Source organism: Lelliottia sp. CFBP8978 (genome assembly GCF_034046055.2).
GTDB lineage: Bacteria > Pseudomonadota > Gammaproteobacteria > Enterobacterales > Enterobacteriaceae > Enterobacter.
On record NZ_CM188253.1, the window covers coordinates 1,740,942 to 1,759,281 of the forward strand.

Consider the following 18,340-nt stretch of genomic DNA (forward strand, 5'->3'; position numbering starts at 1 on the left):
AGGTTCGTGTGGGTCCAGTCATGTTGGATGTCGAAGGGTATGAACTTGATGCGGAGGAGCGCGAGATTCTGGCGCATCCGCTGGTGGGGGGACTGATTCTGTTTACCCGCAACTATCACGATCCTGAGCAACTGCGCGAGCTGGTTCGTCAAATCCGCGAAGCATCCCGCAACCGACTGGTGGTGGCCGTGGATCAGGAAGGCGGACGCGTGCAGCGTTTTCGCGACGGTTTCACCCGTCTCCCGGCCGCGCAATCTTTTGCTGCTTTGCTCGGTACAGAGAAGGGCGGCGGGCTGGCGCAGGAGGCGGGCTGGCTGATGGCGAGCGAAATGATTGCGATGGACATCGACATTAGCTTCGCGCCAGTTCTGGACGTCGGGCATATCAGCGCTGCCATTGGGGAGCGCTCTTACCATGAAGATCCGCACATCGCGCTGGCGATGGCGACGTGTTTCATCGACGGTATGCATGACGCCGGGATGAAAACCACCGGTAAACACTTCCCGGGACATGGGGCGGTCACGGCAGATTCTCATAAAGAGACGCCGCGCGATCCACGCCCGGAAGCGGACATTCGCGGCAAAGATATGTCCGTATTCCGCTCACTCATTACCGACAACAAACTCGACGCTATCATGCCTGCGCACGTGATTTACAGCGATGTCGATCCCCGCCCGGCCAGCGGCTCTCCCCACTGGCTGAAAAAGGTGCTGCGCCAGGAGCTTGGTTTTAACGGCGTCATTTTCTCTGATGATTTGTCGATGGAAGGGGCGGCGATTATGGGGAGTTACGCTGAGCGCGGGCAAGCGTCGCTGGATGCAGGTTGCGATATGATCCTGGTCTGCAATAATCGTAAAGGTGCGGTGAGCGTGTTAGATAACCTGTCGCCGATCAATGCTGAGCGTGTTACACAATTGTATCATAAAGGTTCATTTAGCCGTCAGGAGCTGATGAGCACCGAACGCTGGAAAACGGTAAATGCACAGCTTGAGGCGCTCAATGAACGCTGGCAGGCACGCAAAGCGGGCCAATAACCCCTCTCGGAAGGCGTAGTGTGGCGAGGAAACGATGATCATTTATTTGCACGGTTTTGATTCGAATAGTCCTGGTAATCATGAGAAAGTGCTGCAGCTGCAGTTTATCGATCCGGACGTGCGTCTGATTAGCTACAGTACGCGCCATCCGAAACATGACATGCAGCATCTGCTCAAAGAAGTGGACAAGATGCTGCAACTGAATGTTGACGATCGCCCGCTGATTTGTGGCGTGGGCCTGGGCGGCTACTGGGCGGAGCGCATTGGCTTTCTTTGCGATATGCGCCAGGTGGTGTTCAATCCTAATTTGTTCCCTAACGAGAACATGGAAGGCAAAATCGATCGCCCGGAAGAGTATGTCGATATCGCCACAAAATGCGTCAGTAATTTCCGCGAGAAGAATCGCGACCGTTGCATGGTGATCCTCTCTCGTGAGGATGAAGCGCTGGACAGCCAACGCTCCGCTGAGTTGCTGCATCATTACTATGAAATTGTGTGGGATGAAGAGCAGACCCACAAATTCAAAAACATCTCTGTACATTTGCAGCGTATCAAAGCGTTTAAAACGCTCGGTTAAGCCCTCCAGTCTGTCTCTCAAGCCCGGCGGCGAAAGCTTGCCGGGCTTTGTCTTTGCTACAATTGTACAAATTTAAATCATCAAAACTTGATTCATATCAATTTTGGTATGACCAATGCGCCTTGCGTGTTATTCTCAATGCACCTGAATGGTTTCAGTGCGGTAACCTGTTGTTAATTAAGGGTTATTTTAATAACTTTTAATTAACAATTGGTTAATAATTTGAGGGGGTCACATTGACTACGCCATTGAAAAAGATAGTGATTGTAGGCGGCGGCGCAGGTGGGCTGGAGCTGGCTACGCAACTCGGTAAAAAACTGGGCCGTGGCAAAAAAGCCAAAATTACACTGGTTGATCGCAACCACAGCCATCTGTGGAAACCGTTACTGCATGAAGTGGCGACCGGTTCACTGGATGAAGGTGTCGATGCCCTGAGCTATCTGGCGCACGCGCGTAATCATGATTTCCAGTTCCAGCTGGGTTCGGTCATGGATATCAACCGCGAGAGCAAAACCATTACGCTGGCAGAATTGCGTGATGAGAAAGGCGAGCTGCTGGTTCCGGAGCGTAAACTGCCGTATGACACGCTGGTGATGGCCCTGGGCAGCACCTCTAACGATTTCAACACGCCTGGCGTTAAAGATCACTGTATCTTCCTGGATAACCCGCATCAGGCGCGTCGCTTCCATCAGGAAATGCTCAACCTGTTCCTGAAATATTCCAATAATCTCGGCGCGAACGGCAAAGTGAATATCGCTATTGTCGGCGGCGGCGCAACCGGCGTAGAGCTCTCTGCCGAACTGCATAATGCGGTGAAACAGCTGCACAGCTACGGCTATAAAGGGCTGACGAACGACGCGCTAAACGTCACGCTGGTCGAAGCCGGCGAACGCATTCTGCCTGCGCTGCCACCGCGTATTTCAGGCGCGGCGCATAACGAGCTGACCAAAATGGGCGTGCGTGTTCTGACGCAAACCATGGTGACCAGCGCGGACGCGGGCGGCCTGCATACCAAAGACGGTGAATATCTTAAAGCCGATCTGATGGTCTGGGCGGCGGGGATCAAAGCCCCTGACTTTATGAAAGAGATTGGCGGCCTGGAAACGAACCGCATTAACCAGCTGGTGGTTGAACCCACGCTGCAAACCACCCGCGATCCGGACATTTACGCCATCGGCGACTGCGCTTCTTGTGCTCGCCCGGAAGGTGGATTCGTTCCGCCTCGCGCTCAGGCTGCGCATCAGATGGCAAGCCTTGCGCTGCATAACATTCTGGCGCAGACCAGGGGTAAAGCCATGAAGTCATACGTCTATAAAGACCACGGCTCGCTGGTCTCCCTGTCTAACTTCTCCACCGTGGGCAGTCTGATGGGTAACCTGATGCGCGGCTCGATGATGGTTGAAGGCCGCATTGCGCGCTTTGTGTATATTTCGCTTTATCGTATGCACCAGGTGGCGCTGCACGGTTACTTCAAAACGGGCTTAATGATGCTGGTAGGCAGTATCAACCGTGTGATCCGCCCACGTCTCAAACTGCACTAATCCTGTCGTCCCTCCGGTCACGGAGGGACTTTTAGCATATCCTGCTGTCAATCCTGACCAGAGGGCTTAGGAGTTCTCTGAAACCCGGCAATTCTCTTTTTTTGCGCCTTATTCTGATTGGCGAGTCCTCTCTTTGACTGCAGAATTGTTACTAATAGCAACAAAGGAGGAAGTCCCGTGAATAAATCAATGTTGGCGGGTATAGGGATTGGCGTAGCTGCGGCGCTGGGCGTGGCGGCAGTAGCCAGTCTGAACGTGTTCGAACGTGGCCCGCAGTATGCTCAGGTTGTTTCCGCTACACCGATTAAAGAGTCGGTGAAAACGCCTCGTCAGGAGTGCCGAAATGTGGCGGTGACTCACCGTCGTCCGGTACAGGATGAAAACCGTATTGCCGGTTCTGTTCTCGGTGCGGTAGCGGGTGGGGTGATTGGTCATCAGTTTGGCGGGGGGCGCGGTAAAGACGTTGCCACCGTTGTCGGTGCGCTGGGCGGAGGCTATGCAGGCAACCAGGTCCAGGGTGCGATGCAGGAGGGTGACACCTACACCACTACGCAGCAGCGCTGCAAAACGGTTTATGACAAATCAGAAAAAATGCTCGGCTATGATGTGACCTACAAGATTGGCGATCAGCAGGGTAAAATCCGCATGGATAAAGATCCCGGCACCCAGATCCCACTGGATGGCAATGGCCAACTGGTTCTGAATAACAAGGTGTAAAAAAGGTGTTTTTTTACATTCGGCTCCTCAAACGCTCAGGCTGAGGAGCCTTTTTTTGCTGTAAAAACAGGGTTAAAGGTCAAAGGTATCGTGCTGGCGCAGGAGCAGAAATCCCGTGATCAGTATTGAAATAAACGCGAACAGTACCGAACCACCACATAAAACCCAAAGACCAAATAACAATGTAATTACTATTAACACTTTGAATAATGGTAATAGCAAAATCATCTTTATTTTCCTTACGCATGTGTACAGTCAGAAAGCGTTCTTATTCTTAACAGATAACTCATTGCAACCGCCGCATCGGTGGGGGAAAAGTTAATCACTGCGGTTTTCGGCGTCTTCATGACGTTGACGGGTCTCCTGTTTAGCGGCTGCTAATCATTAGCAGCACAATAATCACACCTTAAGCATAGCAAACGAGACGCATTTTGAAAAAGGTTTAGCCTATTGTTAAACAGGCCAAACGCAGTTTCAGCGATTAAAAGGGCCGCGCGTCATTCAGACCAACGCGGCGGCCACGACCTTGTACGCGAAGAGTGAAGGCGCACGCCATCACTCAGTACCACAATGGCGCGTCCACGCCTGTTCATCCCGTTGAAGCGGATTAACAGCATAAGGAATTGATAAGGGGAGGAGTGCGAAATGAAAGGGCGGTGACCCGCCCCCGAAATTAACCTTTTAGCAGCTCAGGCCATAAGCGCAGGGTGGTGCGGGTAACACTTTGCAGCTTTTCAAGGCTTGCCCCCTCGCGTGCGCTGATAGACATCCCCTGAAGCACACAGCACAGAAACTGTGTTAACTCGACGGTATTGCACTGCGCCGGGATCTCACCGCGACTCTGACGCTGGCGAAGAAACTCACCCAACGTCTCTTCCTGCATGGCGTGGCGAGATTTCACGGTATTCGCGATCTCTTTTGAAGAGGCGGCGAGCGTGGCCGAGGTGTTAATCATAAAACAGCCAGCTGGCGTATCTTTACTGGTAAAGCAGGCCGCGACAGCCGCGAAGTAATCCTGCAATGCCTGTTCAACCGTCTTCTCTTCACAAAACAGCTGCGCTTCATGCTTCGCGGCGAAACGCGTGATATAGCGATCCAGTACCGCCCGGAACAGGCCTTCTTTATTCGTGAATTCTGCATACAGCGTCGGCGCCTTAGCGCCTGTCGCTTCTACCAGGTCGGAGAGCGAAGTCGCTTCATAACCATGCTGCCAGAAGAGTGTCATGGCCTTATCGAGCGCCGCATCCCTGTCGAACACTTTTGGTCGGCCACGGCTTTTTTTTACGCAACTCGTGATGTCGGTTGTCATTGCCGTTGTACCTCAGTTGGATTGTTGAATGACCATTATAAAAATAATAGTCAGTGGCGACCAGCACTGATTTCATAAAAATAAATTAATCATATCTTTATGAAAAATAAGAAAATTAAAAATTAATTAATGGTCGTTATAAAATAGTGTTGACGTGTGACCCGGATCACATCTATCATTTACCTATCGATCGTTAAGTAAATAACTAACGACTTTCCAAATCATCTGTTTAAGGCTAATAATCATGAAAAACGTAAAAACCCTCATCGCTGCTGCTGTACTAAGCTCACTTTCATTCGCCAGCTTCGCAGCTGTTGAAGTGCAATCCACTCCGGCTGACCAACATAAAGTCGGCACCATTTCTGCCAACGCAGGGACTAACCTGAGTTCTCTGGAAGACCAGTTAGCGCAGAAAGCAGAACAGATGGGCGCAAAATCATTCCGCATCACTTCAGTCACCGGTCCGAATACGCTGCACGGTACTGCGGTGATCTACAAATAAGCCTGGCTTAACCCTCATTAATGCCACTGCAATAAAAAAGGCCCTGCTGAAAAGCAGGGCCTTTTTGTTGCAGACGATCTTACATCGTTTGCTGAGTCACCTCGGTATGCGGCGTGACATCCACCGGCATGCCCGAGCGCACGTCCATTGCTTTTTCCATTACCGCGCTGTTTGCGCGGGCTTTGAACGCTTGCATGGCCGCATTCAGCGTAATCGGCAGCGTTTGCGGATCGTCGCCAATGTTTTTTGACAGCGGCTGGTGAATTTCCACCAGTCGTCTGCCGTCCGGCTCTTCAGACACTTTTATCGGTGTGTTGATAATATTGACCTTTGTCCCCGGCGTAATGACGCGGAACAGGGTCTCGATATCCCCGTCGCGCAGGCGTATACAACCCGAGCTGACGCGCATCCCGATGCCAAAATCCGCATTGGTGCCATGCAGCAAATAGACGCCGCCATAGGCCGCCAGACGAATGGCGTGATGCCCCATCGGGTTATCCGGGCCTGCCGGAACCACCGCCGGTAATTCAATGCCCTGAGCTTTGTATCGCGCACGGATATTGGCCGTAGGGGTCCACGTCGGATTGGCGCGTTTATCCGAGACGGTTGTGACCATGGTAGGTGTCAGCGTGTCGCCGCCTAGCTGGCCAATACCGATCGGGTAAACGGTCACCTCATTTTTACCCGGTGGGTAATAGTAGAGACGCAGTTCGGCAAGATTAATCACCAGACCTTCACGCGGCGCGTCAGGGAGCAGCGTTTGCAGTGGGATAGTCAGCACGCTCCCCGGGCGCGGCACATACGGATCCACGCCGGGATTTGCCTGCAACAGCGCCAGAAAACCCACATTGTATTTTTTGGCAATCGCCTCCAGGGAGCCGCCGTCGTTTTCAACCATATGAAAGCGATTTTCCCCCACCAGACGGCTACCGGCAGGCGGGAGCGGCCAGGTATTGGCGCGGGCAGGAAGGGCGATCGCTACCGTTGCCGCAAGGGCAAAAAGAGCAATCCAGCGAGTCAAACGCACAGTCATCATCATCACCAAAATCCATAGTAATAATAAGGTTATAGGTATCTAAGGGTGATTGAACATTATGGCGAAGGGATGTGTCGGGATGTGCAGGTCGATTGCAAAGAGTTTGTAAATTAATCACCCCGGCAGACGGTACGCCGCCGGGGTGAAATGACCGGATCAGGCTACGGCGTTTTCTTCGAGCTGGCGCATAAAGTTGCGTACCCACTCCATGCGTGTTTTGCGTTCAGCCAGCTCCTGGGTGAACTTCAGACGCGTCGGGCCGTCCAGGCGATAATGCTGTGGTTGCTTTTGCAGCAGGCCGATGAGCCACACGGGATCGACATGATTTTTCTCAGCAAACTCAATCACGCCGCCTTTTTCGTTCCCTTCCAGTTTACGGATCCCCAGCTTCTGGGCCTGCTGGCGCAGACGGGCAATATCAAGAAGGTTACGCGCGGCATCCGGCAGCAGGCCAAAGCGGTCAATCAGCTCGACTTTAATCTCCTCAAGCTCGGACTCTTTTTTGGCGCTGGCGATCCGTTTATAGAACGACAAACGCGTGTTCACATCGGGGATAAAATCATCCGGCAGCAGCGAAGGCATGCGCAATTCCACTTCCGTTTGCTGGCTGGTGAGATCTTCCAGCGACGGTTCACGTCCGGCTTTGAGCGCATCGACGGCATTTTCCAGCATTTCCATATACAGCGAGAAACCAATGGTTTCCATGGAGCCGCTTTGGTCTTCGCCGAGCAGTTCGCCAGCGCCGCGGATCTCCAGATCGTGTGTCGCCAGCGCAAAACCTGCGCCGAGATCTTCCAGGGAGGCAATCGCTTCAAGACGCTTTTGTGCGTCGGTGCTCATGGATTTTGGATGCGGCGTCAGCAGCCAGGCGTAGGCCTGATGGTGAGAACGCCCGACGCGTCCGCGCAGCTGGTGAAGCTGCGCCAGACCGAAGTGGTCAGCGCGTTCAATAATGATGGTATTCGCCGTCGGAATGTCGATACCGGTTTCGATAATGGTGGTACAGACCAGAACATTAAAACGCTGGTGGTGGAAATCGTTCATCACCCGTTCAAGCTCGCGCTCACGCATCTGCCCGTGACCAATCGCGACGCGCGCTTCCGGCACCAGTTCAGCCAACTTATCTGCCGCTTTCTGAATGTTTTCAACGTCGTTATAAAGATAGTAAACCTGGCCGCCGCGCAGCACTTCACGCAGAATCGCCTCGCGCACCACCAGGCTATCGTACTCGCGCACGAAGGTTTTCACCGCCAGACGACGGGCCGGTGGGGTGGCAATGATCGACAGGTCGCGCATTCCGCTCATCGCCATATTCAGCGTACGCGGAATAGGGGTGGCGGTCAGGGTCAGGATATCGACATCAGAACGCATCGCTTTAATACGCTCTTTGTGACGCACGCCAAAGCGATGTTCTTCATCGACAATCAGCAGGCCTAAATCTTTCCACTTTACGTCGCTTTGCAGCAGTTTATGGGTACCGATCAGAATATCGATCTTACCTTCACTGGCTTGCTCCAGAATTTGCGTCTGCTCTTTTGCACTGCGAAAACGCGACAGCATTTCGATCCGCACGGGCCAGTTGGCGAAGCGGTCGCGGAAGTTGTCAAAATGCTGCTGTGCGAGCAGGGTGGTGGGAACCAGAACGGCAACTTGTTTATTGTTCTCTACGGCCAGGAAGGTCGCACGCATCGCCACTTCGGTTTTACCGAAGCCAACGTCGCCACAGACCAGACGATCCATGGCCAGCGGCTGGCACATATCGCTTAACACGGCGTTAATGGCCTGGGCCTGGTCCGGTGTGGTTTCAAACGGGAAACTGTCGCAGAAAAGTTGATATTGTTCTTTATCGTGCTTAAAGGCATAGCCCGATTTTGCCGCTCGCTGGGCGTAGATATCCAGCAGTTCTGCCGCCACATCGCGCACTTTTTCAGCGGCTTTCTGGCGTGCGCGTGTCCAGGCATCACTGCCGAGCTTATGCAGCGGTGCGCTGTCTTCTGCGCCACCGGCGTAGCGGCTGATCAGATGCAGAGAGGAGACCGGAACGTACAGTTTCGCATCACCGAGATAGGTCAGCATCAGATATTCGGCGGTGATCCCACCGGCTTCGAGAGTGGTCATTCCCGCGTAGCGTCCCACGCCGTGTTCCAGATGCACAATCGGCTGGCCGACGTGCAGCTCGGCCAGGTTGCGAATCAGCGTGTCCGGGTTAATCGTGCGACGGCTGTCCTGACGACGACGCGCCACCCGTTCACCCAGCAGATCGCTTTCACAAATCAGCGCCCGGTTATTCAGCGTGTCAATAAAGCCATGTTCGGCAGAGCCAATCATCAGATAGCGTCCGCTATCGCTCGCCTCGTCAAGACGGAGAATACGTTTCGGCGACACTTTGATGCGGGCCAGCAGTTCGCCCAGCGCTTCGCGACGGCCTTCACTCTCTACCGAGAAAATCACCGGGCCGGTGAAGGATTCGAGAAATTTTCGTAAATTATCCAGCGGCGATTTTTGCTGCGCCTGAACGGAAAGATCCGGCAACGTGTGGAATGCCAGGTTGGTGTTGGCGGCTTTGTCCGGCAGACTTTCCGTTTTGAGCTGGACGCGCGGCCATTTTTTCAGCTCTGAAAACAGTTCATCGGTGCGCAGCCACAGCTGCTCAGGAGGCAGCAGAGGGCGCATCGGGTCCACGCCCCGATTTTCAAAGCGGGCGCGGGTTTCCCCCTCAAAACGGGTGGCACTGGCTTCGAGATCGCCGGTGTTGACGATCAACGTTTTTGCCGGGAAATAGCTGAACAGCGCAGGAAGGGGTTCGCTAAAGAACAGCGGTTGCCAGTACTCAATCCCTGCCGGCAGCGTGCCTTTGCTCACCTGCTGATAAATGTGTTCAGCGTCGCGCTTCACATCAAATTTATCGCGCCACTGGCTACGGAACAGCTCGATGGCGGTTTTGTCCGTCGGAAATTCGTGCGCGGGGAGTAAATTAATGGCCTCGACCTCTTCCAGCGTTCGCTGGGTGTCGGCGTCAAACACGCGCAGACTGTCAATTTCGTCATCGAAGAAATCGAGCCGATACGGTTGATCGCTGCCCATTGGATAGAGATCCAATAGCGCGCCGCGGGTCGCGTATTCGCCGTGCTCCATCACCTGATCGACGTGGCGATAGCCTGCGCTGTCGAGCTGCGCCCGCAGCGCATCCCGCGATAAACACTCGCCTTTTTTCATCACCAGCGCATGACCGTGCAGGTAACTGTGCGGGCAGACACGCTGCATCAGCGTATTCACCGGGACAATCAACACGCCACGCTGCATGGAAGGCAGCTGATAGAGGGTGGAAAGTCGCGAGGAGATAATCTCCTGGTGCGGGGAAAAACTGTCATAAGGCAGTGTTTCCCAGTCGGCCAGACTAAAGACCAGGCTGTCGGTGAACTGGCGGATTTCATCATGCAGGCGGAGTGCATTTTGCATATCGGGGGCAACCAGCACCACCGGTCCGGCGTGACGTTCTGCGATCTCTGCAACGAGCGTGGCACAGGCTGCACCCGTCAGTTCACCTAACTGACGCTGGTCGCCCGCTTTGCCGGGCAGGGAGTAACGATATTGTTCAGGCATGGCTATGTCAGAGTCTCTTATGGATATATACCCAAAAACAGTATTGGGGCATATCACTGATACGCAATGTCATTATTATCCTTGATCGTTTTACATTAGCAAACCGGAACTGCACAGAGGCGACATTCGCCCTCCGAAGAGGGCGAAGAAGGGGATTAGCGGGTGGCCTCTACGGGAGCGAGGCGCGCAGGCGGGGTGAAGAACACATCGCCAAACAGCGCGCTGGACACTTTGCGTGCGCCAAGGCCAAACAGAGTACACACTACCAGGCTGATAAACGGATAGATCAGGATAAGAGTGAGTTCTGCCCATACGGGCCAGTCACCCGCATTGAGTTGGCTAATCAGGAAGAGACTGAATCCCTCAATTAAGATCCGATGGGTGGTGTAAATCGCAATGGTGTTGGAGCCAACCACATTCAGCAGGTTATTCGACTGCACACTGTAGCGCTGCTCAATGCTGTAGAACAGCTTCATGATCAGCAGAATTGAGAGCAGCGAAAGCAACAGCGGGACGTTCGCAAACCACAGCACGACGGATACTGCGCCAAAGGCGACGATCGGCAGCCAGTAGCGTCGTAACGCCATACCTTTCATCCACGCCATCAACTCTGCGCCATACCAGGCCCCGAGACTGTAATAGATCATATTGCGCACGACGCTGTTCATTCCCCACCACGGCAAGGGCAGGAAGTTAATCGCCACGCTCACCAGCGCCAGCAAGCCGAGTACAGGCAGCCTCCAGCGGCTTAACAATTTGCACAGTGTGAAATAGACAATCAGGGCGTACAGATACCAAAGACTGGTGCTGGCGGTAAGCATGCCGCGTATAAAACCGGTTAACGAATCGGCGTAAGCGGCGTTGGAAGAGGTCACCAGGTCGCGATCCGGTGCCAGCCACGCATTCAGATGGCTCAGGGCTTGCCACTGCAGAACACCCCATAGCGCCAGTACCCAGACAATACTCCAGATCCGTTTATCCAGACTGGCGCGCCAGCCGACTTCATCAATGTAGCGACGAATTAAGTAGCCCGAGATAAAGAAAAACACCGGCATACGAAACGGTGCAAGATAGAGATTGAAATAGACCCAGCATTTGGCGAGCAGACCCGATAACGGGTGTTGCAGCCCGTCAAGGTGAGGATAAAAGGTAATCACCGAGTGGTAAATCACCACCAGGCAGATGCACAGACCTTTTATCTGATTAATCCATAATGCTTTTTGTTTCATCGGTAACCGATACCTGTTTTGCCATAAACGTGCCGTTAATGCTGGGCGAACAGGCTGGCGTTGTAACGGGTAAGAGTCTGTATCCGGAAGATTTTCAGAAAAGGTGGAGGGAACGCTAAGGGGCAACGATGGGGAGATAAGAGGGTAGCGCGCTGATTTTTCTTGTTTTTTCGTGAAAATGATTACCAAAGCTTACGGTTTCAGTCATTTACGCTTAACGGATTCGCTTATATACTCGTGGGTCTGCTATCAGCAACCAGACGGATTTCATGTACCAACCTGTCGCACTCTTTATAGGCTTACGTTATATGCGTGGCCGCGCCGCGGACCGCTTCGGTCGCTTTGTCTCCTGGCTTTCCACTATTGGCATTACGCTTGGCGTGATGGCGCTGGTGACGGTTCTCTCCGTGATGAATGGCTTTGAACGCGAGCTGCAAAACAACATTCTGGGGCTGATGCCGCAGGCGGTTCTTTCATCTTCTCATGGCTCAGTCAACCCGCAACAGCTGCCCGAAAGCGCGGTGAAATTGCAGGGGGTGAATCGCGTTGCGCCGTTGACCACCGGAGACGTGGTCTTACAGAGCGCGCGTAGCGTCTCGGTCGGGGTGATGCTGGGCATCGATCCGGCGCAAAAAGATCCGCTTACGCCGTATCTGGTCAACGTCAAACAGACCGATCTTGCACCCGGAAAATACAACGTGATTCTGGGCGAACAGCTTGCCGGGCAACTGGGCGTCAATCGTGGCGATCAGCTGCGCGTGATGGTGCCATCGGCCAGCCAGTTCACTCCGATGGGACGCTTGCCAAGCCAACGATTGTTCAATGTTATCGGCACATTTGCGGCCAACAGTGAAGTCGACGGCTATCAGATGCTGGTTAACATCCAGGATGCATCCCGTTTGATGCGTTATCCGCTGGGCAATATTACCGGCTGGCGTCTGTGGCTCAACGAACCACTGAAAGTGGATGTTCTGAGCCAACAAACATTACCGGAAGGTACGCAGTGGCAGGACTGGCGCGAGCGTAAAGGCGAGCTGTTCCAGGCCGTGCGCATGGAAAAAAACATGATGGGACTGCTGTTGAGCCTGATTGTCGCGGTGGCCGCGTTTAACATCATCACCTCGCTTGGCTTGATGGTGATGGAGAAGCAGGGCGAGGTCGCTATTTTACAAACCCAGGGGCTGACCCCGCGCCAGATTATGGCGGTGTTTATGGTTCAGGGCGCGAGCGCCGGGATCATCGGTGCGCTACTGGGCGCCGCTCTGGGCGCGCTGCTGGCCAGCCAGCTGAATAATTTAATGCCGGTTATCGGTATCTTGCTTGACGGTGCCGCGCTACCGGTCGCTATTGAGCCGCTGCAGGTGGTGGGCATCGCGCTGGTCGCCATGGCTGTTGCGCTGCTTTCTACGCTTTATCCTTCATGGCGCGCTGCCGCCACTCAACCCGCTGAGGCTTTACGTTATGAATAAGATCCTGTTGCAATGCGACAACCTGTCCAAACGCTATCAGGAAGGCAACGTGCAGACCGATGTGCTGCATGAGGTCAGTTTCAGCGTAGGCGAAGGCGAGATGATGGCGATTGTTGGCAGCTCCGGCTCGGGCAAAAGTACGCTTCTGCATCTGCTGGGCGGGCTGGATACGCCCACTTCCGGCGATGTGATTTTCTCCGGTCAGCCGATGAGCAAAATGTCGTCTACCGCGAAAGCGGATTTGCGTAACCATTCGCTCGGGTTTATCTATCAGTTCCACCACCTGCTGCCCGATTTCAGCGCGCTGGAGAACGTGGCGATGCCGTTGCTGATTGGCAAAAAGAAACCGGCAGAAATCAACGCTCGCGCCAGCGATATGTTGAAAGCGGTCGGTCTGGCCCATCGTGGTAGCCACCGTCCTTCCGAACTTTCAGGCGGCGAGCGCCAGCGTGTGGCGATTGCCCGTGCGCTGGTGAATAATCCGCGCCTGGTGCTGGCCGATGAACCCACCGGTAACCTGGATGCGCGCAACGCGGACAGCATTTTCCAGCTCCTCGGCGAGCTGAACGCCTCCCAGGGGACGGCGTTTCTGGTGGTAACGCACGATCTGCAACTGGCGCGTCGTATGAGCCGTCAGCTTGAGATGCGCGATGGCCGTCTGACCGCGGAACTGACCCTGATGGGAGCCGAGTAATGGCGTCATCGTTATCCCTTCTTATCGGTTTGCGCTTTAGCCGTGGTCGCCGCCGCGGCGGCATGGTATCGCTGATCTCCGTCATCTCGACCGTCGGTATCGCCCTCGGCGTGGCGGTGCTGATCGTCGGCTTAAGCGCGATGAACGGCTTTGAACGTGAGCTGAATAACCGAATTCTGGCGGTCGTGCCGCACGGCGAAATTGAACCTGTCAATCAGCCGTGGAACAACTGGAGCGAGGCGCTCAGCAAAGTCGAGAAAGTGCCGGGTATCGCCGCCGCCGCGCCGTACATCAACTTTACCGGGCTGGTCGAAAGCGGGGCGAATCTGCGCGCCATTCAGGTGAAAGGCGTCAATCCTCAGCAGGAGGCGCGTTTAAGCGCCTTGCCGCAGTTTGTGCAAAACGGCGCATGGGCGAACTTTAAAGCGGGTGAACAGCAGATCATTATCGGCAAAGGCGTGGCCGACGCGCTGAAGGTGAAGCAGGGCGACTGGGTGTCGATCATGATCCCCAATGCCAGCGCCGATCACAAGCTTCAGCAACCGAAGCGCGTGCGTCTGCACGTGACGGGCATTTTAGCCCTGAGCGGTCAGCTGGATCACAGCTTCGCGATGGTGCCGCTGGACGATGCGCGCCAGTACCTGGATATGGGCGACAGCGTAACGGGCATCGCCATTAAGGTGAACGATGTCTTTAATGCCAATAAGCTGGTGCGTGATGCCGGCAGCGTGACCAACAGCTATGTCTACATCAAAAGCTGGATTGGCACCTACGGCTATATGTATCGCGATATCCAGATGATCCGCGCCATTATGTATCTGGCGATGGTACTGGTGATTGGCGTGGCCTGCTTCAATATTGTCTCCACGCTGGTGATGGCGGTAAAAGACAAGAGCAGCGACATCGCCGTATTGCGTACGCTGGGGGCCAAAGACGGTCTTATTCGCGCCATTTTCGTCTGGTATGGTCTGCTGGCAGGTCTGTTTGGCAGCCTGTGCGGCGTGGTGATTGGTGTGGTGGTTTCCCTGCAGCTGACCCCCATTATCAATGCCATTGAAAAAATTATTGGTCATCAGCTTTTGTCTGGTGACATCTATTTTATTGACTTCCTGCCGTCAGAATTGCACTGGCTGGACGTCGTTTATGTGCTGGTGACAGCACTTTTGCTGAGTCTGCTGGCAAGCTGGTACCCGGCGCGTCGCGCAAGCCGTATTGATCCGGCGAGGGTATTAAGTGGCCAGTAATTACGTCATGGTTTGACGGCTCAAGCCGCCAAATCAAAAAGAGGAATGCGTTATGTATTATGGATTTGATATTGGCGGCACGAAAATTGCGCTTGGCGTCTTTGATGAAAATCTGCGCTTACAGTGGGAAACCCGCGTTCCCACGCCGCGCGAAAGTTATGATCACTTTTTAACGGCCATTGCTGCGCTGGTGGCCGAAGCCGATACCCGTTTTGGCGTCAAAGGCTCCGTGGGCATCGGTATTCCGGGGATGCCGGAAACCGATGACGGTACGCTGTATGCCGCCAACGTGCCTGCCGCCAGCGGCAAATCGCTGCGCGCCGATCTCTCTGCTCTCCTTGAACGCGATGTTCGTCTTGATAACGATGCCAACTGCTTTGCGCTTTCCGAAGCCTGGGACGATGACTTTCGCCAGTATCCGCTGGTGATGGGGCTGATTCTGGGAACGGGCGTCGGCGGCGGTCTTATCCTCAACGGGAAACCGATCACCGGACGCAGCTACATTACCGGCGAGTTTGGCCACATCCGCCTGCCGGTGGATGCGCTGGAGGTCGTCGGGCGTGATTTTCCCCTGACGCGTTGCGGCTGCGGGCAGCATGGCTGTATTGAGAATTATCTGTCGGGCGGCGGGTTTGCGTGGCTTTACGAACACTTCTATCATCAGAAACGCAAGGCTCCGGAAATCATCACCTTGTGGGAACAGGGGGATGAACAGGCGCGTGAACACGTTGAACGCTATCTGGATCTGCTGGCGGTGTGTCTGGGCAATATTTTGACCATTGTCGATCCCGATCTGCTGGTGATCGGGGGCGGGTTATCAAACTTTTCGGCGATCACGGAACAGCTGTCCGGGCGATTGCCCCGTCATTTGCTGCCGGTCGCACGCGTACCGCGTATTGAACGCGCGCGTCATGGGGATGCGGGAGGAATGCGCGGTGCGGCGTTCCTTCATCTCACCCGTTAGTTAAACGAGGTTACTATGCTGTCGCGTCGGTTACATCGACTGAGCCGTTTTCGTAAAACCAAACGCCGCCTGCGTGAGCGCTTGCGCCAGCGGATATTTTTCAGAGACAGGGTGATGCCAGAAGGAATGGAAAAGCCAAGAGTTGTGGTGTTGACCGGGGCGGGGATCTCGGCGGAATCGGGTATTCGTACCTTCCGCGCCGCGGACGGACTGTGGGAAGAGCACCGCGTCGAAGACGTGGCGACACCAGAAGGTTTCGCCCGTGATCCTGAGCTGGTGCAAAGGTTCTATAACGAGCGCCGCCGGCAGCTGCAGTTGCCGGAGATTGCGCCCAATGCGGCGCATCTGGCGCTGGCCAGGCTGGAAGAAGCGCTGGGAGACCGCTTTTTGCTGGTGACGCAGAACATCGACAACCTGCATGAACGCGCCGGGAATCACAACATCATCCACATGCACGGCGAGCTGTTAAAAGTGCGCTGTGCCTGGAGCGGCCAGGTTCTCGACTGGACCGGCGATATCACCGCTGATGATAAATGCCATTGCTGCCAGTTCCCGTCTCCGCTGCGCCCGCATGTAGTGTGGTTTGGCGAAATGCCGCTCGGTATGGATGATATCTACAGCGCGCTGGCGATGGCCGATGTTTTTATCGCGATTGGAACATCCGGGCACGTCTATCCGGCAGCCGGTTTCGTTCATGAGGCCCGACTGCACGGAGCGCATACGGTTGAACTCAATCTGGAGCCAAGCCAGGTAGGGAGCGAATTTGAAGAGAAACACTATGGACTGGCAAGCGCAGTGGTGCCGGATTTTGTCGAGAAGTTGTTGAAAGGATTGTAAGTATTTTCCCCTCACCCTAACCCTCTCCCCAAAGGGGAGAGGGAACCGCTTGATGCTGTCTTTATGCCCGCGCCCCAAAGGGGAGAGGGAACCGCTCGGTGCTGTCTTTTCCCCCGCGCTCCAAAGGGGAGAGGGAATCGCTCGATGCTGTCTTTACCCCCTGGCCCAAAGGGGAGTGGGTACCGCTCGGAGCTGTCTTTTCCCCCGCGCTCCAAAGGGGAGAGGGAATCGCTCGATGCTGTCTTTACCCCCTGGCCCAAAGGGGAGTGGGTACCGCTCGGAGCTGTCTTTACCCCTCGCCCAAAGGGGAGAGGGGATCGCTCGATGCCGTCTTTACCCCCTTGCCCCAAAGGAGAGAGGGAACCGCTCGGTGCTGTCTTTTCCCCCTTGCCACAAAGAGGAGAGGGAACCGCTCGGTGCTGTCTTTTCCCCCTTGCCCCAAAGGGAAGAGGGAACCGCTCGATGCTTTCTTTTCCCCCTCGCCCCTTTGGGGAGAGGGACGGGGTGAGGGGGCCAAACCGCACGAAATTACCGACCCGCTTTTAACTTCTGATAGTAGTCTTCATAGATCCGGCTGGCGTCGCCCACATCATTTTGCCATTCGCCTTTCTTCACGGTTTCCGCATCCGGGTACAGTGATTTATCGTTCACCACTTCCGGGCTGAGCAATTTGCGTGCCGCCAGGTTGGGCGTCGGATAACCAATAGTTTCCGCCACCTGTTTAGCCACTTCCGGGCGTAGCAGGAAGTTAATCAGCTTCATGGCACCGTCGACATTTTTGGCATTTGTCGGAATCGACAGGCTGTCCATCCAGAAAATGCCGCCTTCTTTCGGCCAGACGACTTCCAGCGGCGTTCCCGCCTGACGCGCCACGTAGGCCGAACCGTTCCACACCATTCCCAGATTCACTTCGCCTTCCATATACGGGTTAGCCGGGTTATCGGAGTTAAACGCCGCCACGTTAGGCATCAGTTTTTTCAGCTCGTTGTAGGCCGCTTCAATCTCTTTTGGATTAGTGGTGTTACCGGAATAGCCCAGCTTGCGCAGCGCCATCTGGAACACTTCGCGCGCGTCATCGGTCAGCAGCAGGCTGCCTTTATACTCTGGTTTCCACAAATCGGCCCAGCTGGTCACCGTTTTTGGGTCAATCTCGTCGCTGTTGACGCCGATGGCGGTCGCACCCCAGATATAGGGGATCGAGTAATCATTATTTGGATCGAACGGTTTATTGAGCATTTCCGGATCGAGATTAGCGAAGTGGGTCAACTTCGTTTTGTCGATCTTCTGGATCATGCCTTCTTTACGCATTTTGTCGACGAAGTAGGTCGAAGGAACCACCAGATCGTACGCGCCGTCTTTATAGGTTTTAAGCTTGGCGTACATGGTTTCATTCGACTCGTAAGTCGAATAGATAACCTTGATCCCCGTCTCTTTGGTGAACTGTTCAAGCAGGCCTGGCGGCACATACTCGGTCCAGTTGTAGAAGTAGAGTGTTTTGCTGTCGTCCGCGTGCGCGGCGCTCATGCCGATTGCGAGAGCACCTGCCGCGAGCAGGTGGCGTGACCATTTCATCATTTAACGTCC

General features: G+C 54.6%; 15 protein-coding genes and 1 pseudogene. 10 read left to right on the top strand and 6 right to left on the bottom strand.

Annotated elements, in window-relative coordinates:
- The first annotated feature begins 8 nt into the window (after positions 1–8).
- From nagZ to SOM82_RS08125, 4 genes are all read left to right on the top strand, one after another.
- Entirely contained in the window at positions 9–1,034 is a 1,026-nt protein-coding gene (gene nagZ / locus SOM82_RS08110; protein ID WP_320461197.1) for a beta-N-acetylhexosaminidase, read from the top strand.
- Between the two features lie 34 nt (positions 1,035–1,068).
- On the top strand, positions 1,069–1,611 hold the full coding sequence (gene ycfP / locus SOM82_RS08115) for an alpha/beta hydrolase YcfP (protein WP_320461198.1): 543 nt from the start codon (positions 1,069–1,071) through the stop codon (positions 1,609–1,611).
- Positions 1,612–1,847: 236 nt separating this feature from the next.
- Positions 1,848–3,152 (top strand): NAD(P)/FAD-dependent oxidoreductase, encoded by a 1,305-nt coding sequence (locus tag SOM82_RS08120; RefSeq protein ID WP_154125088.1) that lies wholly within the window; start codon positions 1,848–1,850, stop codon positions 3,150–3,152.
- Positions 3,153–3,329: 177 nt separating this feature from the next.
- Positions 3,330–3,869: a glycine zipper 2TM domain-containing protein gene (locus SOM82_RS08125; protein ID WP_320461199.1), complete on the top strand. Its 540-nt coding sequence runs from the start codon at positions 3,330–3,332 to the stop codon at positions 3,867–3,869.
- 521 nt (positions 3,870–4,390) lie between these two features.
- Here the strand turns inward: SOM82_RS08125 and SOM82_RS08130 are convergent.
- Both SOM82_RS08130 and comR read right to left on the bottom strand, forming a co-directional pair.
- Positions 4,391–4,465, bottom strand: a pseudogene (locus SOM82_RS08130) (hypothetical protein); the annotation flags it as partial.
- 77 nt (positions 4,466–4,542) lie between these two features.
- A complete protein-coding gene (gene comR, locus SOM82_RS08135; RefSeq protein WP_320461201.1) occupies positions 4,543–5,178 on the bottom strand; it encodes a TetR family copper-responsive transcriptional repressor ComR in 636 nt (211 codons plus the stop codon).
- A gap of 244 nt (positions 5,179–5,422) precedes the next feature.
- Between comR and bhsA the strand changes: the two genes are divergently transcribed.
- A complete protein-coding gene (gene bhsA, locus SOM82_RS08140; RefSeq protein WP_154125090.1) occupies positions 5,423–5,680 on the top strand; it encodes a multiple stress resistance protein BhsA in 258 nt (85 codons plus the stop codon).
- Between the two features lie 79 nt (positions 5,681–5,759).
- Here the strand turns inward: bhsA and ldtC are convergent, their stop codons facing one another.
- From ldtC to SOM82_RS08155, 3 genes are all read right to left on the bottom strand, one after another.
- Positions 5,760–6,719, bottom strand: a complete 960-nt coding sequence (gene ldtC, locus SOM82_RS08145) for a L,D-transpeptidase LdtC (protein WP_154125091.1) — start codon at positions 6,717–6,719, stop codon at positions 5,760–5,762.
- Positions 6,720–6,872: 153 nt separating this feature from the next.
- On the bottom strand, positions 6,873–10,319 hold the full coding sequence (gene mfd, locus SOM82_RS08150; RefSeq protein WP_320461202.1) for a transcription-repair coupling factor: 3,447 nt from the start codon (positions 10,317–10,319) through the stop codon (positions 6,873–6,875).
- 155 nt (positions 10,320–10,474) lie between these two features.
- Entirely contained in the window at positions 10,475–11,548 is a 1,074-nt protein-coding gene (locus tag SOM82_RS08155) for an acyltransferase family protein (RefSeq protein WP_320461203.1), read from the bottom strand.
- A gap of 269 nt (positions 11,549–11,817) precedes the next feature.
- Between SOM82_RS08155 and lolC the strand changes: the two genes are divergently transcribed.
- From lolC to cobB, 5 genes are read left to right on the top strand one after another with little or no spacing between them, the layout of a single operon-like run.
- Positions 11,818–13,017 (top strand): lipoprotein-releasing ABC transporter permease subunit LolC, encoded by a 1,200-nt coding sequence (lolC, locus tag SOM82_RS08160; RefSeq protein WP_154125094.1) that lies wholly within the window; start codon positions 11,818–11,820, stop codon positions 13,015–13,017.
- Entirely contained in the window at positions 13,010–13,711 is a 702-nt protein-coding gene (lolD, locus tag SOM82_RS08165; protein WP_154125095.1) for a lipoprotein-releasing ABC transporter ATP-binding protein LolD, read from the top strand. The genes lolC and lolD overlap by 8 nt, the downstream gene beginning before the upstream one ends.
- Positions 13,711–14,955, top strand: a complete 1,245-nt coding sequence (gene lolE, locus SOM82_RS08170) for a lipoprotein-releasing ABC transporter permease subunit LolE (RefSeq protein WP_320461204.1) — start codon at positions 13,711–13,713, stop codon at positions 14,953–14,955. Before lolD ends, lolE begins: the two co-directional genes overlap by 1 nt.
- A gap of 52 nt (positions 14,956–15,007) precedes the next feature.
- Positions 15,008–15,919 carry an N-acetylglucosamine kinase gene (nagK, locus tag SOM82_RS08175; protein WP_320461205.1) on the top strand — a complete coding sequence of 304 codons (912 nt, stop codon included), beginning with the start codon at positions 15,008–15,010 and terminating at the stop codon, positions 15,917–15,919.
- A 15-nt stretch (positions 15,920–15,934) separates the two neighbouring features.
- Positions 15,935–16,756, top strand: coding sequence for a Sir2 family NAD+-dependent deacetylase (gene cobB / locus SOM82_RS08180; protein WP_320461206.1), 822 nt, complete (start codon positions 15,935–15,937; stop codon positions 16,754–16,756).
- A 528-nt stretch (positions 16,757–17,284) separates the two neighbouring features.
- On the opposite strand, the gene potD is transcribed toward cobB, so the two are convergent.
- Positions 17,285–18,331: a spermidine/putrescine ABC transporter substrate-binding protein PotD gene (potD, locus tag SOM82_RS08185; RefSeq protein WP_320461207.1), complete on the bottom strand. Its 1,047-nt coding sequence runs from the start codon at positions 18,329–18,331 to the stop codon at positions 17,285–17,287.
- Positions 18,332–18,340 lie beyond the last annotated feature (9 nt).

Coding starts and splice junctions, on each gene's coding strand:
- ycfP (WP_320461198.1), top strand. CDS start 1,069: ATGATCATTTATTTGCACGGTTTTGATTCGAATAGTCCTGGTAATCAT.
- ldtC (WP_154125091.1), bottom strand. CDS start 6,719: ATGATGATGACTGTGCGTTTGACTCGCTGGATTGCTCTTTTTGCCCTT.
- comR (WP_320461201.1), bottom strand. CDS start 5,178: ATGACAACCGACATCACGAGTTGCGTAAAAAAAAGCCGTGGCCGACCA.
- lolC (WP_154125094.1), top strand. CDS start 11,818: ATGTACCAACCTGTCGCACTCTTTATAGGCTTACGTTATATGCGTGGC.
- SOM82_RS08155 (WP_320461203.1), bottom strand. CDS start 11,548: ATGAAACAAAAAGCATTATGGATTAATCAGATAAAAGGTCTGTGCATC.
- bhsA (WP_154125090.1), top strand. CDS start 5,423: ATGAAAAACGTAAAAACCCTCATCGCTGCTGCTGTACTAAGCTCACTT.
- potD (WP_320461207.1), bottom strand. CDS start 18,331: ATGATGAAATGGTCACGCCACCTGCTCGCGGCAGGTGCTCTCGCAATC.
- mfd (WP_320461202.1), bottom strand. CDS start 10,319: ATGCCTGAACAATATCGTTACTCCCTGCCCGGCAAAGCGGGCGACCAG.
- lolE (WP_320461204.1), top strand. CDS start 13,711: ATGGCGTCATCGTTATCCCTTCTTATCGGTTTGCGCTTTAGCCGTGGT.
- lolD (WP_154125095.1), top strand. CDS start 13,010: ATGAATAAGATCCTGTTGCAATGCGACAACCTGTCCAAACGCTATCAG.
- nagK (WP_320461205.1), top strand. CDS start 15,008: ATGTATTATGGATTTGATATTGGCGGCACGAAAATTGCGCTTGGCGTC.
- cobB (WP_320461206.1), top strand. CDS start 15,935: ATGCTGTCGCGTCGGTTACATCGACTGAGCCGTTTTCGTAAAACCAAA.